Genomic DNA, 16,531 nt, shown 5'->3' with positions numbered 1-16,531 from the left:
TCGGGCCGCCTTTGTTATTTAACGTTGACAGTAGTGGTATCAATTCCAATAGAGTCGGCGTCACTGGCGACATCAAATGCCCTGACAAGCTGTTTTTTCTTGTTCCAAGGGGCAGTCGTGCGGCTTGCCATATCAATGGCAACGCCTATGAAAATGGCAATAAAAACGATGCTAACAATGATAAATATTTTTCGATTTCGGTTCATTAATTTAAAAGTTGGGTGGTGTATCATAACTAATAAACTTTCCTGTTTCGGCAGAAACTTCGCTCCATTGAAGGTTTTCAAATGCAATGGTAATCACGCCACCTTTTACCATAGAATCTATATCGGTATTGGCCAGGTAATCTGAAAAATAACTTGCGTCAGGGTTATGCCCAATAATCATCAAATGTGTACAGTTTTCAGGAGCACGATTGACGGTGTTAATGTAAGACCTTGGGCCTCCGTCGTATAAGTTGCGGGTGCTTTGAATTTTTTCTTTGCTGTAGCCTAATTGTTCGCCCAACAGTTGGGCAGTTTGAAATGCACGGGGTGCCGAACTGCTGATGAGCAAGTCGGGGACAAGCCCTTTATTATGCAAAAAACGACCCATTCGAGTAGCTTCAGCTTTACCATACGCAGAAAGTTCACGTTCAAAATCCTTAAAGAAAGAAATAGAGTCCTCTGCGGTTGCGTGCCGAACAATATATAAGTAGCGTGTCATTGATGAAATGTTTTTGGCAAAAATAGGCTATCTTTGCTGGCTCGCCAAGTGTCGCCCGCATGAAATTTTTTAATTATCTCGCTGCATTCCTGCTATTTAGCATTGCATTTGTTTTTTATCGCTTCGTATTTCAGAATGCAGTCAATGTCCCTTATTTTGATGATTATGCCTATCTGGAATATATTATAAAGTTTACCGACGCCCCTACATTTCAGGCATTTTTACAGGCATTGGAGTTTAAGCACAATGGCCATGGGGTGATTACGGCAAAGCTTGCTTTTTGGGTTGATTACTTGTTGACGGGGCAAGTCAACTACCGAACGTTGATTTTGGCGGGTAGTTTATTAGTAGCTATCCTGTTTGGCTATTTCTGGAAAGTGTTGTCTGTCAATAAATTGCCTTTTTATTTTGTGTTCCCAGTTGGGCTGTTTCTTTTTACGCCTGCGTATCACGAGAATATTTTTTGGGCAGCCGCACTTTGGCAATATACCGCTTCTTTTGTGGTGGGTATTATCACCTATTATTTACTTGCTGTACCTAAGTGGGGTACTTTGGCAGGAGCAATTGTAGGAGGTTATTTGCTAACCTACACCAATGGAAACGGACTATTTGGTATGTATGTTGGGCTGTTGATGCCTTTACTTCAGTATCGTTACCGTGCTGCGTTGGTGTGGTTGTTGGCCTGTATTCTTACTACTGTTGCTTTTTATTGGTACTATCCTTTTGGCTTTGGGTCATTAAATCAGGACAAAAGTTTCAAAAATTCATTGCTTACTTTACTTTCATTTTTTGGCGCTGGGGCGTCGTACCTGCGTGGGCGTTTGCCCGAAGTTGCCGTGCTGGGGGGAGCTATCACTTTGGCGTTGCTCACATTGGCTTCTTGGGTAGGAGGGACGTTTGTGGTTTCGGTCTTTCGTCAGAGGAGTAAAGAGTTGTCCACCTTTTCTCGCCCCACAATCCTGACCTTTTTTACTAAACAACCCGAAAATTTATCCCTGTTGGCATTGTTGGCGTGGTTGCTCATTACGGGCTTAGGCGTAGCCACCGCCCGCGCTGGCCAAGCCTTAGAAACCCCCGCGCGTTACATGATTTATTCGGTTATGGCAATGGTGGCCTTGTATTCGACGCTGCTCATTTTGGTTCCCCAAAAGGTGCGCAATTTTGTGGCTGTTGGAATGACACTTTTTGGCGGGCTTTTTTTCTTGGGAACCTACCTGTTTGCCGCGCCTGAAGTGGTTAACTTCCGAAATTCGCTGGTGGCTGATGCGCTGTCGTTGCGGGCACATGGTCGGGTGAGCGGGAAGTTGGAAACAATGACCAATAGCGTGACCAAAAAATATTTTGATGAGTCGGTTCAACGAAAAATGTACGTTTTACCACTTGATACTTCGTTGACAATTCCGACCACTAGAGCAGACACAACTAAATTGAGCGTAGTTCCTTTTACACATCAGGTGGATACGCTGCCTGCTTATGGTGGAATTTTGATTCAAAAAATAGCAAACTCGTCGATAGCTATCGACCAAAGTCAAGCGAAAAATGCACTGTTTGTTTTGCTTACAAATGACTCTACTTCCTATATTTCGGCGGCCCGTTTGACACCTAGTCATGATCGGAAAGCGTTTCTAAAAACACGTAATTATTTCAAAGAAGGGTTTGAAGCATGGGTTTTTCAAGATAATGTTCTTCCAGGGACCTATCAGCTAGGGTTGTTATACCATGAAAATGGCCAAAACCGAATTGTCTATACTTCCGAAAAACTAGTGGTGAAAAATTACGGGAAATAAGCCGTAACTTTGCGGACTTTTTATTCGAATGCCTACAATATGTCAAAAATAGAACAAGAAATCGCCAAACGGCGTACGTTTGCGATTATTAGTCACCCAGATGCGGGAAAAACTACGCTCACTGAAAAGTTACTACTTTTTGGGGGGGCAATTCAAACGGCAGGGGCTGTTAAATCCAATAAAATTAAGAAAACGGCCACTTCCGACTTTATGGAAATCGAGAAACAACGTGGTATCTCGGTGGCAACTTCGGTAATGACGTTTGAATATAATGACCTGCTTATCAACATTCTCGATACGCCAGGTCACAAAGATTTTGCCGAAGATACCTACCGTACCCTTACGGCGGTGGACTCAGTCATTTTGGTGATTGACTGTGTAAAAGGAGTGGAGGAACAAACCGAACGCCTCATGGAAGTGTGTCGGATGCGAGATACTCCAGTGATTATATTCATCAATAAAATGGACCGTGAAGGGCAAAACCCGTTTGATTTGTTGGATGAATTGGAACAAAAACTCAATCTAAAAGTCCGTCCTCTGACGTGGCCTGTTAATGGTGGGGCGACCTTTAAAGGAGTCTATCACTTGTTGGAGAAACAAATGTATTTCTTCAAAGTCAACAAAACGAAGGTGGAAGATGACGTGGCCTTATTGGAATTAGACTCGTCGGAACTTGACCAAAAAGTAGGTGAGCGCGATGCCAATCAACTGCGTGAAGACGTAGAGCTTATCGAAGGCGTGTATGACACCTTTAACCGAGATACGTATTTGTCGGGCAAGGTAGCTCCCGTGTTTTTTGGGAGTGCGGTCAACAACTTTGGGGTACGTGAGCTTTTGGAGGCATTTTGCCAAATTTCTCCACTCCCAGCAGCTCGCCCTACGAATGTGCGCTCAGTCGATCCACTCGAAAAGAAATTTACGGGCTTTGTATTTAAAATTCACGCCAATATTGACCCGCGTCACCGCGACCGTATTGCGTTTTTACGCGTATGTTCGGGGGTTTTTGAGCGAGGTAAATTTTACCACCATACGCGCTTAGACAAATCGGTGCGTTTTTCCAATCCTTACAGTTTTATGGCTTCTGCCAAAGAAGTTGTGGAGGAAGGATTTCCTGGTGATGTGATTGGTTTGTACGATACAGGGACGTTTAAAATTGGAGATACGTTGACGGAAGGAGAAGACCTACAATACGCAGGAATTCCAAGTTTTTCACCCGAGATTTTCAAAGAGTTGATTAACCTTGACCCTATGAAGTCGAAACAGTTGGAAAAAGGGATTCAGCAGTTGACCGACGAAGGGGTGGCGCAGTTGTTTACGGTACAGCCTGGAAATCGGAAAGTCGTAGGGACAGTGGGAGAGCTTCAGTTTGAAGTAATTCAGTACCGTCTCGAACACGAGTACGGTGCCAAATGCCGTTGGATACCGATGAATACCTCGCGGGCCTGTTGGATTACCAGCGAAGACCCTAAGAAAATTCAAGAATATATCCGTTTGAAAGGAACCCAAATTGGGTACGACAAAGACGACAACCCAGTGTTTTTAGCTGATTCGGAATGGATGGTTCGGATGAATCGAGACAATAATCCCGACATTCAGTTCCATACCACATCGGAATTTAAAGTAACGGCAGGTTAATCAAGAGCGGGGGAAACCCGGCTTTTTTTATGTTATTCAGTCAACGAAGCAGTATAAAAAATAAAAAAGCTGCTCGAAATTCTCGAACAGCTTTCCGACTATATCCACACCATTATTAGTTGTGCAAATATAGATAGAAAACAATTTATTCCAAAAAAAATCCTGTCTTTTTTTTGGGTACCATTTTTGAATTTATTGTTCGGGAAACAAGATTTTTTTTAACTCATTGGGTGTGAAGTTGTTCAGGTCGGAACGAACTATATCGGCTTTGGTTAGAACCTCAGGTTGACCAATTCCCACCGTTTTCATACCTGCTCTTAGCCCAGCTTCAATCCCTGCAACGGCATCTTCAAACACTACGCACTCGCTAGGCGAGATTCCGAGTTCTTCAGCCCCTTTTAAAAAAACTTCGGGGTCAGGCTTGCCTTTGGAGATTTTTGTGCCATCAATAATGGCATCAAAAGCGGATAGAATCCCAATATGTTCCAAAATAGGTTTGGCATTTTTACTCACCGATCCAAGGGCAATTTTTATCCCATCGGCCCGTGTTTGAGCCAAAAATTCAACGACTCCAGGTAGAATATCGGCAGGGGTCATTTGGTTGACGAGTTCTACGTACCACTGATTTTTGAGGGTGGCGTAGGCTTCTTTGGTCACATCGTCGAGCGAGACACCGCCGTGGGCAAGAATGCGGTCGAGCGATTCGGTACGACTGATTCCTTTGAGGCTTTCATTAAATTCTTCTGAAATGTCAAACCCCAATTTTTCGTTGGCCAAACGCCGCCAAGCTTGGTAGTGAAAATGGGCGGTATCTACAATGACCCCGTCGAGGTCGAAAAGAAATGCTTGCATCGTGCAACATAGGTTTTGTGAGGTGCAAAAATACGCGAGAAAAGAATTTGAGAAGTGAGTTATAGGTTTTTCGTTAAAAAAAAGCAATTTGCAACGGTATGTTGAGTACAAGACGAATAGCACCATAAACCCTACAAATACCCTTTAAAATGTTTTTCTTCCACAGTGAAAACTCCTGGAAAAAGGTTATTTTCTGCCTCTGTCTGTTGTGCAGTAGCTCGTGGCATTTACGGGCACAGTTATCTGTTTCTTTTCCGTTTGATGGTGCTGTTTTTCAACGGAATACGTCTAACTTGGCAACGATTCACGTAGGAGGGAGTTATACGGGGGCTGTCGATCGCATAGAGGCTCGACTCGTTGCCGTTAGCGGTGGTCAAAATATTGATTGGACAGCCATTCATATCAATCCTTCTGGTGGAATTTTTTCAGGAAGTTTGTTTAGTGTGTTGGGCGGCTGGTACACCCTCGAAGTGCGCTCGATTTTATTTAATAATGTGGTTCAAACGACCACATTGTCGAGGGTAGGGGTAGGTGAGGTGTTTGTAGTTGCGGGGCAGTCCAATGCCCAAGGGGTCGATAACCACGGGGCAAAAGCCTCCTCAGATGGACAAGGTCGTGTAAAGTATATCAATTGGACATTGCCGTGCCCCAGCGGAATTTGCCAGAATGTGGAACCACCTTTTCCCGTGATTTCGACGTTGAACAACGCAGGGGCAGGGTTGGCAATTGCCCCTAACGGAATATCTCCCTGGGCTTGGGGAGAACTCGGGGATGCCATCATAGCGCGATATAACGTACCCGTTATGTTTTTTAATGCTGCCGCCAATGGTTCTTCGGTAGGGAATTGGAGCCGAAGTGCGGATGGGCTTCCTTCCGTCAATGTTCACGTGGGGATTTTGTACGCGGGAAACCCCAACTTCCCGTATAATTATTTGCGAAAAGCCTTAAATTATTACGGGTCAATGTTTGGAGTACGGGCAGTGCTGTGGCACCAAGGCGAGTCAGATACGCACAAAAACAACAATGCCGACCCCAACGACAATACTTCGGCCAATGAATACCGCGATAGCTTAAAACATGTGATTAGCCGCTCGCGTAATCATTCGGGTAAAATTATGCTCCCTTGGGTAGTGGCAAGGGCTTCTTATTTTAGTGTAGCCGATGCCAACATTATTTCAGGCCAAAATCTTACAATAAGCCCTGCTGATAAAATTTTTGCAGGTCCCGAAACGGATAATCTACAGACACCTCGCCCTGATGGTGCCCACCTTGAAAATTTGACGAATGGTCAACAAGCTGTCTCTGAGCTGGCATCGCGGTGGAATAGTGCGTTGGATAATTCGTTCTTTGCCAACGCAACTCCCTACAGCGCTACAACGCCTCCCTCGCTGACCCTCAGTTGTTTGAATAATACGTATTCGATTACTGCTCCAAGTGGTTATCAGTATTTTTGGGTCAATGGCAACGGGGCTATTTCGACTTCTTTTTCATCCAGTCAGACGGTAAACGTTGGAGGTGGAAATTATCGGGTGTATTTGAAAGATGCTTCTGGGAATATTATTTTGAGCCAAATGGTCACCGTTCCAGCGTTACCTCCCCAGCCCCCGACCATTACTTCAACGGCATCTACGGTATCTTCGGGTCAAGAAGTGACTTTGTTTGCTCTGGGATGTGCAGGAACCGTGTCATGGTCAGCAGGTTTGATAGGCAATAGCATTGTGCAGCATCCATCGCAAACTACAACTTATTCCGCTACCTGTAGCATTGGAAGCTGCGCTTCGATTTCGAGTTCATACCAAGTCACAGTCTGCGCACAGAATGTGACTGTAACGACTACTTTTAATGCAGGAACAGTAGGGGACGTGAAAGCTTCTAACGCCATTACGGGCGTGAACACGGTAAAAGCGGGCGCTACTATGACGTACGATGCCAAAAACTCAATTACGCTTCAGCCAGGTTTTGTCGCCGAAAAAAATAGCAACTTTAAAGCGGTTGTTGGGCAAGGGTGTGCCAATTGAAAATTTTATGTAACTTTATTATTTTCAGACTATTACTTTGTTTTTTATGGGCGTGTTTTTGATTGTGGTTGGTAGTTTATTATTATGTGTGTTTCTTATCTATAAATACCTCGAACGCAAAATTCGGTACCATCGTCCTGACCATTTCCCTAAAAAAGGACAAGGTCCACTGGCAGGAGCTGCGGGTAAAAAAGTAGTAGTGTGCGTGGGCGATAGCATCACGCACGGCAATGTCAGCGTCAACTACGTGGATATGCTCGAACGCTGGCTGGGAGAGCCGTATTTTTTCTACAATGCTGGGGTAAATTCCGACCTCTCTTATACCCTTTTGGAGCGTTTGGATGAAATCATTGCAACAAAACCCGATTACGTAACGCTGCTAATTGGTACCAACGATGTCAATGCTACCATGAGTAAAGCGGCCTTAAAAAGTTATTACCAATTCAAAAAAATAGCCAAAAATGTAACACCTGATTTTGAAGGGTATCAACGTAACTATACCGAAATTGTGCGTCGCCTCACTACCGAAACCCGTGCGCAAATTGCCCTAATCTCATTGCCAATCATGGGTGAAGACCTTCAAAACGAGGCCAATGCCAAAGCCGACCGTTACAGTGAGTTTATCAAACAAGTCGCTGAGCGCGAAAAACTGACGTATTTGCCCGTTCGCGAACGAATGAAGGAGTTTCTACAACAACACCCTAAAAAACTCAAATATACCTTTGAAGATACCCTGAAACTGGTCTATATGAGCGTAGTCAAACACGAACTTTTGGGCCAAGATTGGGATAAAATTTGTCTGTCGCACGGCATGGATTTGAGCCAAGATAACTTGCATTTTAATACCCGAGGCGCGGCAATGATTGCTTCTTTGGCCGAAGGTTGGTTAAAAAAATCGGAATGATTATGCAAAAGCAAGTATGTATCGTTGGGGCGGGGTCTTCAGGGGTGGCAGCGGCGAAAGCCCTCAAAGACCTTGGAATTGGCTTCGATTGTTTTGAAAAAGGCTCTGATATTGGCGGAAATTGGAGGTACAACAATGACAACAACATGTCGTCGGCGTATCGGTCGTTGCACATTAATACCAACCGCGAAATCATGGCGTACAGCGATTATCCGCTCACGCGAGATTTGCCCATGTTTCCGCACCATTCGCAGATTATCAAGTATTTTGAAGAGTACGTTGACCATTTTGGACTGCGAAATTCAATTACTTTCAATACAGGAATTGCCGAAGTTGTGCCCACATCCAATGGCTTGTATAAAGTGACAACCGACCGTGGAGAGGTGAAAGAATACACCCACGTCATTATCGCCAACGGCCACCATTGGAACCCTCGTTTTCCCGATCCACCTTTTGTGGGAACATTTACGGGCGAAGTCTTGCACGCGCATCATTATCGAGTTCCTGAACAAGTCATGTACAAAAATATCCTGATTGTAGGCATTGGGAATTCTGCCGTGGACATTGCTTGTGAGGCAGCTAAACTTCATTCGGGTCGGGTGACGATTTCGACGCGAAGTGGGGCGTATATTTTGCCCAACTGGATTTTGAGTAAACCTTTTGATAGCCTGGCAAATCCCCTAACGGCCAAATTGCCGTTATCAGTGCAGCGTTTTTTACTCAAAGTGTCCCTTTTGCTCGCCCGAGGTCGTCAAGAGGCGTATGGCGTGCCGCTTCCTAAGCGCCCACCCTTGCAAGAACACCCAACGGTGTCGCAGGAGTTGCTCAATTTGAGTGGCCGAGGTTTGATTGATTATAAGTCCAATATCAAGGAGTTTCGCGGAAAAGAAGTTGTTTTTGAAGACGGTACGACCGAAACCTATGACTTGATTGTGTATGCAACAGGCTACAAAGCGACGTTCCCGTTTTTGAAAGACAAAGCGTTTGAGGTGAGTGCGAACAACGAATTTCGGTTGTACAAAAAAGTGATACATCCCGATTGGCCAAATCTATATTTTGTAGGGTTGATTCAGCCATTGGGTGCCATTATGCCGTTGGCTGAAGTTCAAGCCAAATGGGTCGCTAAATTGATAAAAGGAACTTGTCGTTTGCCTGATGTTGCTTCCATGACAAAAGACATCGAACGCGACACCCAGCAGATGAGGCGTCGTTATAACGCTTCGCCTCGGCATACGTTTCAGGTCGATTTTTATTTGTACAAAGAAACCATTGAACGAGAACTGAGGCGAAAGGGAAGTTAACCAATAACTGCCGATTCACACACGTAAGTAGGAATGATACCCGTACTGCGAATGCGAATTTCGGCATCTTCGGCGGGGATGTTTCCTGTCAGTACCAACACGGTATCAAGTCCGAATTTATTCCCACCCGAAATGTCGGTACGGAGCGTGTCCCCAATCATCACAATGTCCTTTTTGCCGAGCGTAGGATTTTGCTCCATCACCCGCTCGTAAGCAAACATAAACATTTGAGCATCAGGCTTTCCAAAACGAATAAACTGCTTTCCCACAATACTTTCCAGCATATCGGCCACGCCACCGATGGCAATCGCAACTTGGGTTTTGGAAGTAGGATAAGTAGCGTCGGTATTGGCCACAATTACGGGGATATTGCGTCGGCGGAGTAAATTAGTGGCTTTGTTGAGGTCGGTGTTCCAATCAAAACCTTCATCGTCGAGCATCACAAGGGCGTTTATATCGCCAATTGCATCTAGGTTTAATTCGCTGATGGATAGGGCTTTGCGTTCCGAAGATTCGATGTAGTGGGCAGAATCCTCTGTTCCCAAATACGCCACCGTTCCCTGATTTACTTTTAATTCCAAATACTCTCTTGCCAACATCCCCGACGAAATGATGTTGTCAGGCGTGATGTCCATCAGACCCATGCGCCAGTATGATTCGGCGAGCTGTTGGGGGCTACGCGAAGCATCGTTGGTCAAAATGTAAAACTGCTTTTGGTTCTCTCTCAAATACGCAAACGTATCGGGAATTCCAGGGATAAGCCCGTGGGAGTTTTTGAGTACCCCAAACGCATCAAAGAAAAAAACTTGGTAGCGGGCGGCAACATCGGCAAAAGAGTCAATCGTAAGCATGGGTAGGTGAGAAAGCTGCAAGGTTTTTAAAACCTTACAGCTTTAGGATTTAAAGTTTAAAGTCCTAATCGTTTTAAAATAGGGTCAACCGAGAACGTATCAATTGACGGGAAATAGGTTTCGTACGCTTCTCGCTGCAATTTTGTGGCGTAGGTACGATGGAAAAAATACCTACCGTATTTGATGACGTAGTTGAGGATAAAAAAGCGATACGCTTCGGGTAGAAAACGAACTTCGCGTTCGGTCAGCGGATAAACCTTGTGGTATTCTTCCAAAAACCACCCAAAACGCTCTTCGGCCAAGGGTTCAATCAGGTAGGAGAAGACAGTTCGGTCACCAGCGTCGGAGCAAACCCTACTGAAAAAGTAAAAATCCATGACCCGATAACTAATACGGAACCAGTCGTAATCCCAGCGCGAAAAAAGTTCTAGTTTTTCCGTAACTGAGAAGTTACCAATGTTCCAATCCAAAAACACGGGCATTGTTTCGACGGCGTTGGCGACCATCTCTTTGCGATGTTTCAGAAAAAGATTGCACTGCCGCCGCAAGGTTTCGATGTGCATTCGATGCTCGTAACGTCCTGTTTCGGTGTTGAGCATACTGAGTAAATCTTGGACGTCCGAACGCAGCGTTTTCGAAGACTTCGGCATGACGGTGCTTACACTGGCACAGGCTTTGTGAAATTTAGCAATCTGAGACCCCAACGTACGGATATGATGTTCTTCCAAACGGCGAGGCATTTTTTCGGCGACTCGAATCGGGTTATAGAAAACCACCCATACATCAAGTCCTTCTTCTTGGTAGCGATACACAAACACCTGATTGTTTTTGACCAACGACTTTGCCAATACGTTTTCAAACGGATACAGCAAGTTATTGGCCAAGGTGTGAATCAGGCGGTGGTCTTCTTTAAAATGCTCAAACTTTCCAAAATACGAAAGTTTGGCAATGACGTGGCCTCCACCTTCAAGGGTCACGCGGAAGACGTGATTGGTGGAAACGCGGGCGCTAATGTCTTCAATTAATTCAATGGGCCTGGTCGAATCGAAATCGTTCCAAGCAGATCTGATTATGGAAAGGTAATCTACAAAACGCATGGCGTTGCTTTATATTCAGGTAATAATCTGTGATGCTAATCCCTTCAATTCTAATCCTCCAAACGTACCCGAACTCATCATAAGTAAGTTTTTATTTTTCCATGACAACGAGGTCAGGAAAGCTTGTAAAGCGTCTTTATCGGTAAATACTTCGAGCGATGGGCGCTGGAAAGCGGCTTTTACCTCTTCTGGTTCGATTGGCTCAAGGCGCTTGTGGGCGAGTGTATGGGGGTTGTAATACACGACTGCTACGTCGGCAGCGTCGAGTTTGTGGGCGTATTGTCCCAAAAAGTTTTTATTCAAACTACTAAAGGTATGCAATTCTACGCAGGCAACCAATTCGCGCGTTGGGAATTGCGATTTTGCGGCTTTGGTGGTAGCTTCTACTTTAGAAGGTGCATGGGCAAAGTCTTTGAACGCGGCCGAATGAGCGTTTTTAGCCAAGGTTTCCATGCGATTCGCCGCTCCTTTAAACGTCTGGATGGCGCGGTAAAATTGCTCTTGTGTGAGTCCTACTTCTTCGCATACGGCCAAAGCCCCGCTAATATTTTTCATGTTGTGTTCCCCAAAAATCAACAAAGGAACATCCCCGTAGGCTTGCGTTGTCAAAAACGTTTGACCATTGACAATCTTGTGCGGATGAACATTGTAAGGAACTGGGCGTACGTCCACGCGCTCATTTTTGCCAATGACATCGAGCATATCGTCGGTTTCGTCAAAGACCAACACCCCAGATTTTGACAAGGAATCTGCCAATTGTTCAAATTGTTGAACGTACCCTTCCCACGTAGGGAATACGTTGTAATGGTCCCAGGCAATACCGCTAATAAGCGCAATGTGAGGATGATAGTGCAAAAACTTAGGGGCAAGGTCGGTAGGAGAAGCAGGGTATTCATCTCCTTCAACGACGATTAAAGGCGCTGACTTGGTAAGTTTGACCATTGTTTCAAATCCCTCCAATTGAGCGCCAACCAAGTAATCGAACTGGCGGTTGTTGACGCGCAAAGCGTGGAGTATGATTGATGTGATGGTCGTTTTGCCGTGACTGCCCGCAATCACCACGCGCTGTTTGTTCTGACTTTGTTGGTAAATATATTCTGGATAAGAATAAATTGGTATTCCTAATTCTTGGGCACGTGCGAGTTCGGGATTGTCTTTTCGGGCGTGCATTCCGAGAATGACGGCATCAAGTCCTTGGTGAATTTTTTCGGGAAACCAGCCGATTTCAGCAGGAAGCAAACCTAATTTTTGGAGTCTTGAAGACGCTGGGTCATAGATTTCGTCGTCCGAACCCGTAATTTGATAACCCTGACGGTGGAGGGCAATGGCTAAATTGTGCATTACGCTACCACCGATGGCGATAAAGTGAACTTTTTGACTCATTTTGAAGGGCGAATAATTAAGTTTGCAAAAATAACTGTAAACTGTAAACTTCAAACGTTAATCTGTAAAGTGCCCCTATTACTTAGCATAGATACTTCGACCCGCGGCTGTTCGGTGGCGCTCCACCAAGATGGCCAATTGCTGTCCAACTACGACCTTCTAGCCGAAAAGTCGTCTTCTGGAATGCTCACGACTTTGATTTACAATGCCGTAGAACAGGCTGGATTTCAGCTTGTTGATGTCGATGCCTTTGCCGTAGCAAAAGGTCCAGGCTCTTACACGGGGCTGCGAATAGCTGTCTCGACGGCCAAAGGGTTGTGTTTTGCGTTAGATAAACCTTTGATAAGTGTCAATACCCTAGAGGCGATGACGCTACAGTTAAAGTCGTTTTTTCCTGCCAATTACTTGTTTTGTCCGATGCTAGATGCTCGCCGTATGGAAGTGTATTGTGCAGTGCTGGACGCCGAACTGCATTTTGTGGAAGCGACCCAAGCCAAAATTATTGATGAACAGTCTTTTCATGAATTACTTACGGAGCGTTCGGTGGTTTTCTTTGGCGATGGTGCCGAAAAATGCCAGCGGATATTGGGACAAAATCCGAATGCTCATTTTCCTGCAGCCGCGATTTTTCCTTCGGCCAAAACGGTGGGACAACTGGCTTGGAAACGCTTTCAAGATCAGCAATTTGAAGAAGTGGCTGCTTTTGAGCCTTTTTACTTGAAAGATTTTATGGCTACTACGCCCAAACCCAAATCATACTAATTGACCAGCAAAGTCGTTAGACAACAAAACGTCTCGTCTATCTTTTTGTACATGAAAAAATCAATAGCCACTCGTTCATTTTTGGCAGCAGCAACCTTTGCCGCTTTTCAAATTTTCACCCATTGTTCCAAAAAAGAAGACCCCATGCCAAGGGGAATTGATGCGGTGTTTGTTGGAAGCAGTGACAATAAATTATACGCACTTAACTCCAAAACGGGCGCCAAATTGTGGGAGTTTGCCACCAAAGGCACGGTTCACTCTTCGCCAACCTTGGCCATTGGGATGGCGATTGTTGGCAGTTCGGACCAAAATATTTACGCGGTTGACTTAAAAACGGGCGCAAAAGTATGGGAGTTTGCGCTGGATATGGGTATTTCATCCGCACCCACAGTTTCGGGGAATACAGTCTATGTAGGAATGGGGGGAACGTCGAATTTTACCTCAAAACTATACGCCTTGGATGTCGTAACAGGAGCAAAGCAATGGGAGTTTGTAGCCGATGGAATCAGTATTTCGTCGCCGACGGTCGTGAATGGTAAAGTATATGTAGGTGGTTTCAATAATTTGTATGCCCTCGATGCCAAAAAAGGAACAAAACTGTGGGAGTTCGGTACGGGAGCGGGCGTAGATTCGTCGCCGTCGGTGGTAGATGGAGTGGTGTATGTCGGTAGCAATGATTACAACGTCTATGCACTTGATGCTGAAACGGGGGCTAAAAAATGGAATTTCTCGACGGGAGGAGAAGTGAGTTCGTCGCCTACAGTATCGGGCGGGAGTCTGTATATTGGTAGTTTTGACCGAAAATTATACGCAGTAAATAGCCAAACGGGTGCTAAAATTTGGGAATTTAGAACAGATGGACCAGTTTTGTCTTCACCGTCGGTAAGCAATGGCGTGGTATATGTGGCGAGCAACGACCACAAAATGTACGCAGTAGATGCCAAAACGGGCGCTAAGAAGTGGGAGACATGGTCCACCAATCGCATCCAAGCCTCGCCCGTAGTGACGGATAGTTTGGCTTACGTAGGAGGAATCGACGGGCGCTTTTTTGCCGTTGACGTCCAGTCGGGTGCCAAAAAATGGGAATTTCAAACTGGAGGCGCGGTATATTCATCGGCGGCGGTGTTGAGTAGTTCGGCCAAAACCTATTTTTCGGGTGTAAGCGGCCTTCAGCAATAAAAAAGAGAGTGAGGAGGGTTGCTCACAAACGTGAAGAGGGTTGCTCACAACCCGACTGATTGCGTAATTGTCTCAATAGTGCATTGGAAGAAATCCAAACGTGAAGAGGGTTGCTCACAACCCGACCCACTGCGTTCTAGTCCCGATATTTAATTGGAAGAAATCCAAAAGAAAAACAGAAAGCTTGAACTTTTTTAACAAGCATTTCTGTTAGCCTAAAACCAACTCGAAGGGGTCGCCTTGGTTTTGACAGCGAGTTGAAGCAATACGTATAAGCACGTCGGGACGTGTGCGCGAGTCCTGTTAAAAACACGCATAAACAATAGCTGGCAATTATAGCTACGCTATGGCTGCTTAATCCGGAGTGATTAACCATTAGCCATCGTTCCTCCAACTTCCGTCTTGCTGGTTGGGTCAAGGGGCGTCGAACCGCGAGACTGGCCGCGCTAACGTTGCTAACACGCGGTAAGACACCAGCAAATAAGGCATTGGCTCAGGTCTGTTTTGAACCTTACCGAAGCTCGAAAATCAAATCAAAACTAAGCGTGTAGAAGGCGTACGGTTTCCTTGTTCTGGACGCGGGTTCGACTCCCGCCGACTCCACAAAAACCCTCAAATTGACGAAATTTGAGGGTTTTTTGTTTAAAAGTGCCACCTCAAGTTCACCCTTGAGGCTGATTAAATTAGCCCCGCAAAACCGCATAGGCCTCAATTTGCTTTTGATTGATTTTGTTGCGGTATTGATCACCAATCGGAATCTCTTGCCCTGCCCGTAGCACGACTTCATTTCTTCCCACTTTAGCAATGGCATTGCGATGTACCAAAAAAGAACGATGTACGCGTAAAAATATGTCTGGTTTAAGTTTCTCTTCCAATTTGGTAATTGTCCCTGCGGGCATAAATACCTGTTCGGGGGTGACAATCTGAACAAAATTTCCTTCGGCTTTGATGTATAGCACGTCCTTATAATGAATTTGTACGTATGCCTTATTTTCCCAAATGTAAAAATATGGTTCGACGGCTTCGGGGGCTTCGGTCAATCGTTGGCGGGCTTTTTCGATGCTTTTAAAGAACCGAGGAGGCTCAATAGGTTTTACCAAAAAATCAAGCGGGGAGACTTCGTAACAATCTAAAGCATAGTTCTGATGGGCTGTGACAAAAATAACCAGAGGGGGACTGTTTAAATTTTTGATAAACTCTAACCCAGAAATTGGCGACATTTCAATGTCGCTAATTATCAGGTGTATAGAGGCGTTGGCGATGTAGTCGTAAGCTTCTAGGGCTGATTCACAAGCGGCAACAAGGTTGAGAAGTGGGTTCATCTTGACCAAACGCGTGAGTATATCTCGCCAGTCGGGAGAGTCGTCAATAATCAGAGTGTTAATTTTCATAAGAATGAGTTACTGGTTTTTCACAAGTGAGATAGGCAGTTTCGTCAGCAAAATCGAAGGGTTTGTCATCTTTCGATTTTTCGATTTTCTTTCTTCTGCATAGGCTTATATGTTTGTTATCACAACAGCAGAGCGTAAGCTACCACAAAAGTAAGACTTTAAATGTTGCAACTAACCTAGGGTGTATTTTTTTAGAAAAAAGACACGAATTTATGTTTTAATGGCCATAAAGGTGACTTTATTAGGCATAAGTGCTTTGTTTAAAATAACCAGAAAATCATATTTATTCACTTTAAAATAAATTGAAAATGAGAGAAGAAGGAAGACAAGAAGAAGGAGTTGTTAAATGGTTTAATGAGGCCAAAGGCTATGGGTTCATTGTACCTGAAAGAGGGGCGGATGTATTTGTGCAACATACTGCTCTCTTAATGGAAGGGTTTAGAACCCTTAGCGAAGGCGATAGAGTTGTATTTTGAGGTGATTGAAGGGCCAAAAGGAATCCAAGCTAAAAAATGTTGTTAAAATAAGTGGCAGCTATTAAAGGTTAATCTTCCTTATCTGTATGATAAAGCTATTTTTCGGAATATAAATGACTTTTTGAAATTCGACGCAAAGCCAAAATACGATAACAGCGGCCAGTACCCATTATTTTAAATATAAATCATT

Annotated in this window: 14 protein-coding genes, 1 other RNA gene and 1 pseudogene; 9 read left to right on the top strand and 7 right to left on the bottom strand. The window is 44.7% G+C overall.

Translation table 11 applies throughout. From position 1 onward, the window contains the following. Positions 1-14: 14 nt before the first annotated feature. Together DTQ70_RS14675 and DTQ70_RS14670 are read right to left on the bottom strand one after the other, a co-directional pair. Positions 15-206, bottom strand: coding sequence for a hypothetical protein (locus DTQ70_RS14675; RefSeq protein WP_122931503.1), 192 nt, complete (start codon positions 204-206; stop codon positions 15-17). Between the two features lie 4 nt (positions 207-210). Beyond that, positions 211-705, bottom strand: a complete 495-nt coding sequence (locus DTQ70_RS14670) for a histidine phosphatase family protein (RefSeq protein WP_122931502.1) — start codon at positions 703-705, stop codon at positions 211-213. A 59-nt stretch (positions 706-764) separates the two neighbouring features. Here DTQ70_RS14670 and DTQ70_RS14665 point away from each other — a divergent pair, with 59 nt between their 5' ends. Next, entirely contained in the window at positions 765-2,492 is a 1,728-nt protein-coding gene (locus tag DTQ70_RS14665) for a hypothetical protein (RefSeq protein WP_122931501.1), read from the top strand. Positions 2,493-2,531: 39 nt separating this feature from the next. Next, a complete protein-coding gene (locus DTQ70_RS14660) occupies positions 2,532-4,127 on the top strand; it encodes a peptide chain release factor 3 (RefSeq protein ID WP_122931500.1) in 1,596 nt (531 codons plus the stop codon). A 192-nt stretch (positions 4,128-4,319) separates the two neighbouring features. On the opposite strand, the gene pgmB is transcribed toward DTQ70_RS14660, so the two are convergent. Next, entirely contained in the window at positions 4,320-4,979 is a 660-nt protein-coding gene (gene pgmB, locus DTQ70_RS14655; protein WP_122931499.1) for a beta-phosphoglucomutase, read from the bottom strand. A 149-nt stretch (positions 4,980-5,128) separates the two neighbouring features. Between pgmB and DTQ70_RS14650 the strand changes: the two genes are divergently transcribed. Genes DTQ70_RS14650 through DTQ70_RS14640 form a run of 3 tightly spaced genes read left to right on the top strand, consistent with a single transcriptional unit; the run spans position 5,129 to position 9,202 of the window. After that, a complete protein-coding gene (locus DTQ70_RS14650) occupies positions 5,129-6,997 on the top strand; it encodes a 3-coathanger stack domain-containing protein (protein ID WP_122931498.1) in 1,869 nt (622 codons plus the stop codon). A 46-nt stretch (positions 6,998-7,043) separates the two neighbouring features. Further along, positions 7,044-7,901, top strand: coding sequence for an SGNH/GDSL hydrolase family protein (locus DTQ70_RS14645; protein WP_122931497.1), 858 nt, complete (start codon positions 7,044-7,046; stop codon positions 7,899-7,901). A gap of 2 nt (positions 7,902-7,903) precedes the next feature. Next, positions 7,904-9,202, top strand: a complete 1,299-nt coding sequence (locus tag DTQ70_RS14640) for an NAD(P)/FAD-dependent oxidoreductase (RefSeq protein WP_122934414.1) — start codon at positions 7,904-7,906, stop codon at positions 9,200-9,202. On the opposite strand, the gene DTQ70_RS14635 is transcribed toward DTQ70_RS14640, so the two are convergent. The 3 genes from DTQ70_RS14635 to murC are packed head-to-tail and all read right to left on the bottom strand — an operon-like array spanning position 9,199 to position 12,533. Next, positions 9,199-10,053 carry a TIGR01459 family HAD-type hydrolase gene (locus DTQ70_RS14635; protein WP_122931496.1) on the bottom strand — a complete coding sequence of 285 codons (855 nt, stop codon included), beginning with the start codon at positions 10,051-10,053 and terminating at the stop codon, positions 9,199-9,201. The genes DTQ70_RS14640 and DTQ70_RS14635 overlap by 4 nt on opposite strands. A 56-nt stretch (positions 10,054-10,109) precedes the next feature. Next, entirely contained in the window at positions 10,110-11,150 is a 1,041-nt protein-coding gene (locus DTQ70_RS14630) for a hypothetical protein (protein ID WP_122931495.1), read from the bottom strand. A gap of 15 nt (positions 11,151-11,165) precedes the next feature. After that, a complete protein-coding gene (murC, locus tag DTQ70_RS14625; protein ID WP_122931494.1) occupies positions 11,166-12,533 on the bottom strand; it encodes a UDP-N-acetylmuramate--L-alanine ligase in 1,368 nt (455 codons plus the stop codon). A gap of 69 nt (positions 12,534-12,602) precedes the next feature. Here murC and tsaB point away from each other — a divergent pair, with 69 nt between their 5' ends. The 3 genes from tsaB (at position 12,603) to ssrA (ending at position 15,080) form a co-directional block, all read left to right on the top strand. Next, positions 12,603-13,295, top strand: coding sequence for a tRNA (adenosine(37)-N6)-threonylcarbamoyltransferase complex dimerization subunit type 1 TsaB (tsaB, locus tag DTQ70_RS14620; protein ID WP_122934413.1), 693 nt, complete (start codon positions 12,603-12,605; stop codon positions 13,293-13,295). Positions 13,296-13,346: 51 nt separating this feature from the next. Further along, the gene (locus DTQ70_RS14615) at positions 13,347-14,474 is read left to right on the top strand and encodes a PQQ-binding-like beta-propeller repeat protein (protein WP_122931493.1); all 1,128 of its coding nucleotides are present in this window, start codon (positions 13,347-13,349) and stop codon (positions 14,472-14,474) included. Positions 14,475-14,705: 231 nt separating this feature from the next. Next, positions 14,706-15,080: a transfer-messenger RNA gene (gene ssrA, locus DTQ70_RS14610) on the top strand. Between the two features lie 77 nt (positions 15,081-15,157). Here the strand turns inward: ssrA and DTQ70_RS14605 are convergent. Continuing rightward, positions 15,158-15,865 carry a LytTR family DNA-binding domain-containing protein gene (locus DTQ70_RS14605; protein ID WP_122931492.1) on the bottom strand — a complete coding sequence of 236 codons (708 nt, stop codon included), beginning with the start codon at positions 15,863-15,865 and terminating at the stop codon, positions 15,158-15,160. Positions 15,866-16,173: 308 nt separating this feature from the next. Between DTQ70_RS14605 and DTQ70_RS14600 the strand changes: the two are divergent. Beyond that, positions 16,174-16,387 (top strand): annotated as a pseudogene (locus DTQ70_RS14600) (cold-shock protein). Positions 16,388-16,531: the final 144 nt, after the last annotated feature.

The sequence above is a fragment of the Runella sp. SP2 genome, assembly GCF_003711225.1.
Taxonomy (GTDB): domain Bacteria; phylum Bacteroidota; class Bacteroidia; order Cytophagales; family Spirosomataceae; genus Runella.
The sequence above is the reverse complement of the archived record's forward strand: the minus strand, read 5'-3'. Positions and strand labels throughout refer to the sequence as shown.

What these genes read in the sequence shown, in the direction of transcription:
- DTQ70_RS14630 (WP_122931495.1), bottom strand. Translation starts at nt 11,150, where the DNA reads ATGCGTTTTGTAGATTACCTTTCCATAATCAGATCTGCTTGGAACGAT.
- DTQ70_RS14675 (WP_122931503.1), bottom strand. Translation starts at nt 206, where the DNA reads ATGAACCGAAATCGAAAAATATTTATCATTGTTAGCATCGTTTTTATT.
- DTQ70_RS14635 (WP_122931496.1), bottom strand. Translation starts at nt 10,053, where the DNA reads ATGCTTACGATTGACTCTTTTGCCGATGTTGCCGCCCGCTACCAAGTT.
- pgmB (WP_122931499.1), bottom strand. Translation starts at nt 4,979, where the DNA reads ATGCAAGCATTTCTTTTCGACCTCGACGGGGTCATTGTAGATACCGCC.
- DTQ70_RS14640 (WP_122934414.1), top strand. Translation starts at nt 7,904, where the DNA reads ATGCAAAAGCAAGTATGTATCGTTGGGGCGGGGTCTTCAGGGGTGGCA.
- DTQ70_RS14665 (WP_122931501.1), top strand. Translation starts at nt 765, where the DNA reads ATGAAATTTTTTAATTATCTCGCTGCATTCCTGCTATTTAGCATTGCA.
- DTQ70_RS14645 (WP_122931497.1), top strand. Translation starts at nt 7,044, where the DNA reads ATGGGCGTGTTTTTGATTGTGGTTGGTAGTTTATTATTATGTGTGTTT.
- murC (WP_122931494.1), bottom strand. Translation starts at nt 12,533, where the DNA reads ATGAGTCAAAAAGTTCACTTTATCGCCATCGGTGGTAGCGTAATGCAC.
- DTQ70_RS14650 (WP_122931498.1), top strand. Translation starts at nt 5,129, where the DNA reads ATGTTTTTCTTCCACAGTGAAAACTCCTGGAAAAAGGTTATTTTCTGC.
- DTQ70_RS14615 (WP_122931493.1), top strand. Translation starts at nt 13,347, where the DNA reads ATGAAAAAATCAATAGCCACTCGTTCATTTTTGGCAGCAGCAACCTTT.
- DTQ70_RS14660 (WP_122931500.1), top strand. Translation starts at nt 2,532, where the DNA reads ATGTCAAAAATAGAACAAGAAATCGCCAAACGGCGTACGTTTGCGATT.
- DTQ70_RS14605 (WP_122931492.1), bottom strand. Translation starts at nt 15,865, where the DNA reads ATGAAAATTAACACTCTGATTATTGACGACTCTCCCGACTGGCGAGAT.
- DTQ70_RS14670 (WP_122931502.1), bottom strand. Translation starts at nt 705, where the DNA reads ATGACACGCTACTTATATATTGTTCGGCACGCAACCGCAGAGGACTCT.